At 70.4% G+C, this 6,996-nt stretch carries 6 protein-coding genes; 2 read left to right on the forward strand and 4 right to left on the reverse strand.

Going from position 1 to position 6,996, the window contains the following annotated elements:
• Positions 1–85: 85 nt before the first annotated feature.
• Entirely contained in the window at positions 86–2,287 is a 2,202-nt protein-coding gene (locus VH569_RS32100; RefSeq protein WP_423320954.1) for a TonB-dependent receptor, read from the forward strand.
• Positions 2,288–2,335: 48 nt separating this feature from the next.
• Entirely contained in the window at positions 2,336–3,313 is a 978-nt protein-coding gene (locus tag VH569_RS32105; protein ID WP_423320956.1) for an energy transducer TonB, read from the forward strand.
• A 46-nt stretch (positions 3,314–3,359) separates the two neighbouring features.
• Here the strand turns inward: VH569_RS32105 and VH569_RS32110 are convergent, their stop codons facing one another.
• From VH569_RS32110 to VH569_RS32125, 4 genes are read right to left on the reverse strand one after another with little or no spacing between them, the layout of a single operon-like run.
• A complete protein-coding gene (locus VH569_RS32110) occupies positions 3,360–4,565 on the reverse strand; it encodes an acyl-CoA dehydrogenase family protein (RefSeq protein ID WP_423320958.1) in 1,206 nt (401 codons plus the stop codon).
• 30 nt (positions 4,566–4,595) lie between these two features.
• Entirely contained in the window at positions 4,596–5,612 is a 1,017-nt protein-coding gene (locus VH569_RS32115; protein ID WP_423320959.1) for an ABC transporter substrate-binding protein, read from the reverse strand.
• Between the two features lie 38 nt (positions 5,613–5,650).
• Positions 5,651–6,436: a class II aldolase/adducin family protein gene (locus VH569_RS32120; protein ID WP_423320960.1), complete on the reverse strand. Its 786-nt coding sequence runs from the start codon at positions 6,434–6,436 to the stop codon at positions 5,651–5,653.
• 27 nt (positions 6,437–6,463) lie between these two features.
• Complete coding sequence (locus VH569_RS32125; RefSeq protein ID WP_423320962.1) at positions 6,464–6,826, reverse strand: NAD(P)-dependent oxidoreductase; 363 nt, start codon at positions 6,824–6,826, stop codon at positions 6,464–6,466.
• Positions 6,827–6,996: the final 170 nt, after the last annotated feature.

A 6,996-nucleotide genomic window follows, 5' to 3' on the forward strand; every position in this document is an offset into this window, starting at 1 on the left:
CGACCTTCCCTGTTCGCAGCCTTGCACATCCTTCGCGCCGATGGCGCGGGGGCCGTGTTCGGCTGGCCTCAGATCGAGATATCTCATGATGTTGCGTTTCGCCGCGGCCGGCGCCCTGCGCGCCGCCCTGCTGTCCGGTGCTGCCCTCACCGCACTGTTCCCCGCCGCTGTGTCCGCCCAGACCGTTCCGCCGTTTGGCCCGCCGCTTGCCCAATCGCTTCCGGCGATTTCCGTGATCGCAGGCCCGGACGATGCCCTGGCCGCCGGCACCGCCCTGGGCGGAGATAGGCTGGCCGCCCGCCGGCCCGCCACCGGAGACGTCGCGGCCCTGCTGCGCGGCCTGCCCGGCGTCAGCCTCTACGGCAATGGCGGCGTGTCGAGCCTGCCGGCGCTGAACGGGCTGGGCGCCGACCGCGTCAATGTGCTGGTCGACGGCGCGCCCGTTGCCCCCGCCTGTCCCAACCAGATGAACCCGGCGCTGTCCACCATCACGCCGACGCGCCTGTCCAAGATCGAAGTGCTGGCCGGGATCACGCCGGTCAGCGCCGGCGGCGACAGCATCGCCGGCACCATCGCCGCCGAAAGCGCGCCTCCAGTCTTCGCTCCGGTGGGCGAGGCGGTGCATACCGAGGGCGAACTGTCGGCCTCCTACCGGTCCAACGGCCGTGGCGTGACGGGGGCCGCCAAGGCGTCCGTCGCCACCGACAGCCTTAGCCTGGGCTACAGCGGATCCTGGAGCCGGGCCGGGAACTACAAGGCCGGCGACGGCCAGACCGTCCGCTCGACCCTCTACAACGTGCAGGACAATGCGGTGACGTTCGGGGCGCGCCGCGACGGGCATCAGGTCACGTTGCAGGGCGGCATCCAGACCATGCCCTACCAGGGCTTTCCCACCCAGCGCATGGATCTGACCGACAACCGCACCGTCTTCCTGAACGGCCGGTACGAAGGGGCCTTCGACTGGGGAACTCTCGACGCCCGCGCCAACTGGCGGCGGACGCGGCACACCATGAATTTCCTGGAGGACAAGGGCGGCAGCGCCGGCGGCGGCATGCCGATGGACACGCTGACCACCGACGCCGGCTATTCGGTCAAGGCGACGCTGCCGCTGTCGGCACGCGACACCCTGCGCGTCGGCAACGAGTTGCGCCACACCCATCTGGACGATTGGTGGGACCCGGTGGCGGGCAGCAGCATGATGAGCCCGCTGACCTACTGGAACGTCAAGGACGGCACCCGCAACCGCCTCGGCACCTTCGCCGAGTGGGAGGCCGCCTGGTCGCCGGCCTGGACGACGCTGCTCGGCGTGCGCAACGACGTGGTGTGGATGGACACCGGCGCGGTGCAGCCCTATTCCTGGCAGAACAGCCTGGGCATGGGCATGATGCGGATGGCCAACCCCGATGCGGCCGACGCGCGCGCCTTCAACGCCCGCGGCCGTGGCCGCACCGACGTCAATTTCGATGCGACGGCCCTAGTCCGCTACACCCCCTCCGACACCAGCGCGATCGAAGCCGGCTATGCCCGCAAGACCCGCTCGCCGAACCTCTATGAGCGTTACGCCTGGGGCACCGGCGGGATGTCGAGCAGCATGAACGGCTGGTTCGGCGACGCCAACGGCTATGTCGGCAACCCCGACCTCAAGCCGGAGATCGCCAACACCGTCAGCACCACCCTGTCGCTGCACGATGCCGCCCGCAAATCCTGGGAGGTCAAGCTGACCCCTTATTACACCTATGTGCAGGATTTCATCGACGTCGAGCGGATCGGCACGCTGAGCAACGGCTTCGTCAAGCTGCGCTTCGCCAACCATGACGCCATCCTGGTCGGCGCCAACCTGTCGGCGGCGGCCGGGCTGTACGAGGATGACAGGATCGGTTCCTTCCGCCTGTCCGGCGTGGTCGGCTGGGTGCATGGCCGCAACCTCGACACCGGCGACGCGCTCTATCACATCATGCCGCTGAACGCCCTGCTGACGATGGAGCACCGGCTGGGCGGCTGGAACAGCGCCGTCGAGTTGCAGGCGACCGCCCGCAAGGACCGGGTGGAAGCGGCGCGCAACGAACCGAAGACGCCCAGCTATGCGCTGGTCAATCTGCGGACGGGATATGAGTGGGGCAACGTCCGGGTCGATGCCGGTGTCGAGAATTTGTTCGACCGGCAGTATTATCTGCCGCTGGGCGGTGTCGACTATGCCGATTTCCGGGCGGGGGGAAGCCGGGGCACGGTCGGCGCGCTGCCGGGGGCGGGGCGCTCCTTCATCGCCGGCATGAAGGTGAAGTTCTAAGGCGGACCGTCCGTCGCACCGCGCCTCACCCAGCCGAAGGTCCGCTCCATGCCCGAGCACCGGACGATTTCCGCCTCGCCCCGTCTCGCTGCGGAAACGGCCCCTGTTCCATCGGCCGCCCGGACCGGGGCAGCACAGTGGAGCTTGCCGTTTTCGCTCGCCTTGCACGTGGGGGTGATCGCCCTTGCGGTCGGTCTGCAATCACCGCCGGCTCCCCCGCCGGCGGTGATTGCGGTGGAGCTTTCCTTCGTCGCGGCTGCGGCGGAACCACCGTCGCCGTCGCCGTCGGAGCCGGTTGTGGAAAGCGTCATGGACGCGGAGGACGGCGCCCGGCCCGAGCCGGTTCCGGACCCTGCATCCGACCCGCTGCGGCAGCCGGAACCGGAGGCGCCGGCCGACACCGGCGACGCCACCACGGAATCACCGCCCGATGCCCCGATGCCGCCGGTCGCCGACACACCGGTCGCGGAGCCGTCCGCGCCGGTTCCGGCAGAGCCGCTCAAGGAGGAAACGCCGCTGCCCATCCGGCCGCCCATTCCAGCACGCCGGCCATCGCCAGGCCCCCCGCAGCGTACCCCGTCTCTCGCCAAGGCCCTGCCGGCCGCAATCTCCCGGATGGACAGGCCCGGACGCGTCGCGGAGCCGGCGATACAGGCGTCATCCGCACCGGCGACCCAACAATCCGCGCCGGCGGCGGTTTCGGCGCCACCCTCGGACCCGCCGGCCAACTCCGACAGGCAGTCGGCCGATTACTTCGGCACGATCCAGGCAAGGCTGGCCCGTCACAAAATCTATCCGCAGGCCGCGCGCCTGAGGCGGGAGGAAGGCACCGTGCTGGTGCGCTTCACCATCGTCGCCGACGGCACCATAACGGGCTGGGCGGTCGTCCAGGGGTCGGGGCACGGCAGCCTCGATCGGGCCACGGAAGAGATGATCCAGCGTGCGTCGCCGCTTCCGCCGATTCCCGCCGGGATGGGCCGCGCCCAGATCGACATCACGCTTCCCGTTCGCTACGCGCTGCAATGAGCGCGTGCCGCCTGAGTTGCTCCGATGCTTCGCCGATCCCCCCCGATCATCGCGACAGGGCGGCGCGCCCGGCACCGGTCAGGATCATGTCGTTCTGCGGGGCATGGACGCGGGCGCACAGGACATCGCGGTGATGGCGCTCCAGCGGGTTGTCGCGCGACAGGCCGGGATTGCCGGTGATCTCCAGCGCCCGCGCCACCGCATCGATGGCGTTGTTGGTCACCGTGTATTTTACCAGCAGGGCGTCGCTCTGCGAAGGCGGCGTGCCGCCGTCCACCGCCGCCGACAGGGAGTGCAGGAGGATGCGGTTGGTCAGCAGAAGCGCCTCGATCCCGCCCAGGGCCTCTTGCAGGCGGGGGACGGTGGCGAGCGACGCACCGTTCAGCCCCGTCGGCTTGCGGGCGTGCAGGAAGCCGACCAGCCAGTCGCGGGCGGAGCGGGCGATGCCGTCATAGACGCCGCTGAACAGGGCGGCCATCCAGGCGGTGGCGACGGCATCGGGGGCGGCCCAGCCGGCGGGCGGGCGCAACTCGCCGGCATGGCCGTCGGGAACGAAGACGTCGCGGAACACCACCTCGTGGCTGCCGCTGGCCCGCATGCCGATGTGGTTCCAGGTCTCCCGCACCTCGATCCCCTGTTCGGCGAGGCCGGTGCCGCGCGGGACCACCCAGGTGCCGACCAGCGGTTCCGCGTCGTCGGTGCGGGCCCAGACGCCGAGCCAGGACAGCGCCGGAATGCCGGTGGAGTAGATCTTGGTGCCGGAGAGGCGCCAGCCGCCCGGCACCTTGCGCGCCACCGTCGCCGGCAACCCGCCACGGTGCGGCGTGCCCAGTTCCGGCTCCACCCGCAGGATGTTGATCAGCGCGCCGTCGGTCGCGGCGGAGCGGGCGATGTGCTCGCGCAGCGCCTCCGGCCAGGCGGACCCGCGCCAGAGCTGGTTGTGGATGACATATTGCAGCACCAGGACCAGCGCGGTGGACGGCTCGCCGGAGGCGATTCCGTTCACCACCGCCAGCGCATCGCGTAGCCCGCCGCCCTTGCCGCCTGCCGCTTCCGGGGTGACCAGCGCCGGCAGCCCGAATGCTGCCAGCCGCTCGAAATTCTTGAAGGGGAAGCTGGCGGCGGCRTCATGCTCSGCGGCGCGCGKCGCGAACTCCGCCGACAGGGCGGCGATCAGCGACGGGTCGACCGCCAGGGCTGGGGCGGTCCCGGCGAMCGGAGMGGCSKRAAAKGGCAGRTCGTCRAAGGGCATGGYRGGCRRYYCCGCTWCRRTGGARSSGRWTCAGGCGAGGTCGACYGTGATGCGCCCGGCGAAGCGCTGGCTGTCGGTSGARCGCTTRATGACCGACACGCTCTTCAGCTCGTCGGTGTAGAGCGCCAGCTGCTGGCGCARCTCGTCGCCGRTGGGGGTGACGTTGTGGGCGTGGCTGCGCAGCATCGCCTCCAGYTCCTCCACCGGGAATTTCGGGGCGAAGGGSGCATAGGCCGCGGCGGCGGCGCGCAGGTCGGCRTAAGCSGCRTGCTGYGCCTCGATCAGRGCSGYGGTMAGCGCCTTGGCCGCCRGRCGGTTGTCGCGCAGCAGGCTGCCGCGCACGCCGACGAGGCAGCAGGTGCGGGTGGCGAACTCGCCGCAGACGTTGTTKGTRATCTCCACCATCYGCGGGTYCTTGGTMTGGCKCCASACCAGCGGRTCKCCGTCGGCGATGGCGTGGATTTCGCCCTTCTCCACSGCCAGCCCSAGYAGGTCGGCSGGGAACTGGCGCCATTCGACGTCCTTGTTSGGRTCGAKRCCGAAYTTSGTCARCACGACSGAGAAGAAGTTCTTCGACGGGCTGGCCATGTCGCTGACGCCGATSRYCTTGCCCGGCAGGTCCAGSACSGTCTTCACSCCCGCYKCCTTSGCCCCGAACAGCCGCATGCARCCGCCATGCAGGCCGGCGGAGATCTTCACGTCGAAGCCCTGYTCCAGCGGYTTCAGCCAGCGCAGCGCCATGCCGACGCCSGCRTCGGCCTTGCCGGTGGCGATGGCCTCCAGCAGCTGGTCGGTGGAGCCGGTGAAGTTGACCAGCTCSACCTCCAGCCCGTGCTTCTTGAACAGGTCGAGCTGGAAGGCSAGCGGCACGGCGGAGAAGCAGACRGCGCCCGCGTTCCACGACAGGCGGAGCGGTTCCGCCGCCACCGCCCGGCGGCGCAGGACGAAGGGGGCGGCGAGGGTGACGGCACCGGCGGCGATCAGGCCGCGGCGGGACAGGGGGCGGGCCAGGGAGCGGGAAAGGGGAGGGGCCGGATTCGCGGTCATCGTTCTTGTGCTTTCGCGAAAGGTGGGACGGGACAGGGTCAGTCGAGCAGGTCGGGTTCAGCTGCGACGATCCAGTCCCACAGCGGGTGGAAGTTGTAGGCGCCGCCCTGGTGGGTGCCGACCTGGGAGCGGGTCAGCAGGGCCGTGTCATGGTCGATGGGCTGGGGCCGGCCGGCGGCCTCGGCCAGCAGCTGGGTGTGGGCGGCATTGTCGGCGCTGATGAACCACCAGGCGGCGGCTTCCACCGTCGGGCCGACGGTCAGCAGGCCATGGTTCTTCAGGATCGCCAGCTTGCGGTCGCCCAGCGCCTCCACCAGCCGCCGGCCTTCGCCTTCGGTCAGGACGACGCCGGAATAGGGGTCGAAGATGACCTGATCCTCGTAGAAGGCCGCCGAATCCTGGCTCAGCGGCGCGAGCGGCAGGCCGAGTGCCGACCATGCCTTGCCGTAGGTCGAATGGGTGTGGGCGGCGGCCACCACCTCGGGACGCGCCCGGTGGATGGCGGAATGGATGGTGAAGCCGGCTTGGTTGATGGCGCGGTCGCCGTGCAGGATGGTGCCGTCGCCATCGACCAGATGCAGGTCCGACACCCGGATGCTGCGGAAATGCTGGCCCAGCGGATTGATCCAGAAGCGGTCGGGATGCTCCGGATCGCGGGCGGTGACATGGCCGGCCAGCCCCTGGTCGAAGCCGTAGCGGCCGAACAGGCGGAAGGTGGCGGCAAGCCGCTGCTTGCGGTGCTGCCGTTCCTCCTCGACGCTGGTGTAGCTGACCGGATCGACCGGCGGCCAGAATTTGCGCGGTCTGGGCTGGATGTGGGTCATCGGGCGGGGACTCCGTCGGGAAAGGGATCAGTAGCCGGTGGCGGCGTCCACGACGTCGCGCAGCGGTTCACCGCGTGCATAGGCGTCGAGGTTGGCGAGGATGCGGTCGGCCAGCCGCCGGTCGAAGTCCGGGGCGGACCACGAGACGTGCGGCGTCAGCCGGATCGCGGGATGGCGGTAGAAGGGGTGGCCGGCGGGCAGCGGTTCGGGGTCGGTCACGTCCAGCGTGGCGTTGGCGATCCGGCCGCTGTCGATGGCGGCGAGCAGGGCGTCCTGATCGACGAGCGCGCCGCGGGCGACGTTGACCAGATGCAGCCCCGCCTTGGCCTGCGCCAGCAGGCCGGCGCCCACCAGCCCGCGGGTGGCGGCGGTCAGCGGCAGGGCGAGCACCAGATGGTCGCTGACCGCCGCCGGACAGGCTGCCCAGCGTCTCGCGCCGCCAGTCCTCCGGTCCGGTGAGGCGGATGGCGTCCCACCGCTTCTCGACGCTCAGGATCGCGGTCATCACGTAATCGGCGATGGCGACCGCCGACACGCCGCGGGCGCAGGTGACGACCGGG

The organism is Azospirillum sp. 11R-A (genome assembly GCF_049472615.1).
Lineage (GTDB): Bacteria > Pseudomonadota > Alphaproteobacteria > Azospirillales > Azospirillaceae > Azospirillum > Azospirillum palustre.

What these genes read in the sequence shown, in the direction of transcription:
- VH569_RS32100 (WP_423320954.1), top strand. Translation starts at nt 86, where the DNA reads ATGATGTTGCGTTTCGCCGCGGCCGGCGCCCTGCGCGCCGCCCTGCTG.
- VH569_RS32120 (WP_423320960.1), bottom strand. Translation starts at nt 6,436, where the DNA reads ATGACCCACATCCAGCCCAGACCGCGCAAATTCTGGCCGCCGGTCGAT.
- VH569_RS32105 (WP_423320956.1), top strand. Translation starts at nt 2,336, where the DNA reads ATGCCCGAGCACCGGACGATTTCCGCCTCGCCCCGTCTCGCTGCGGAA.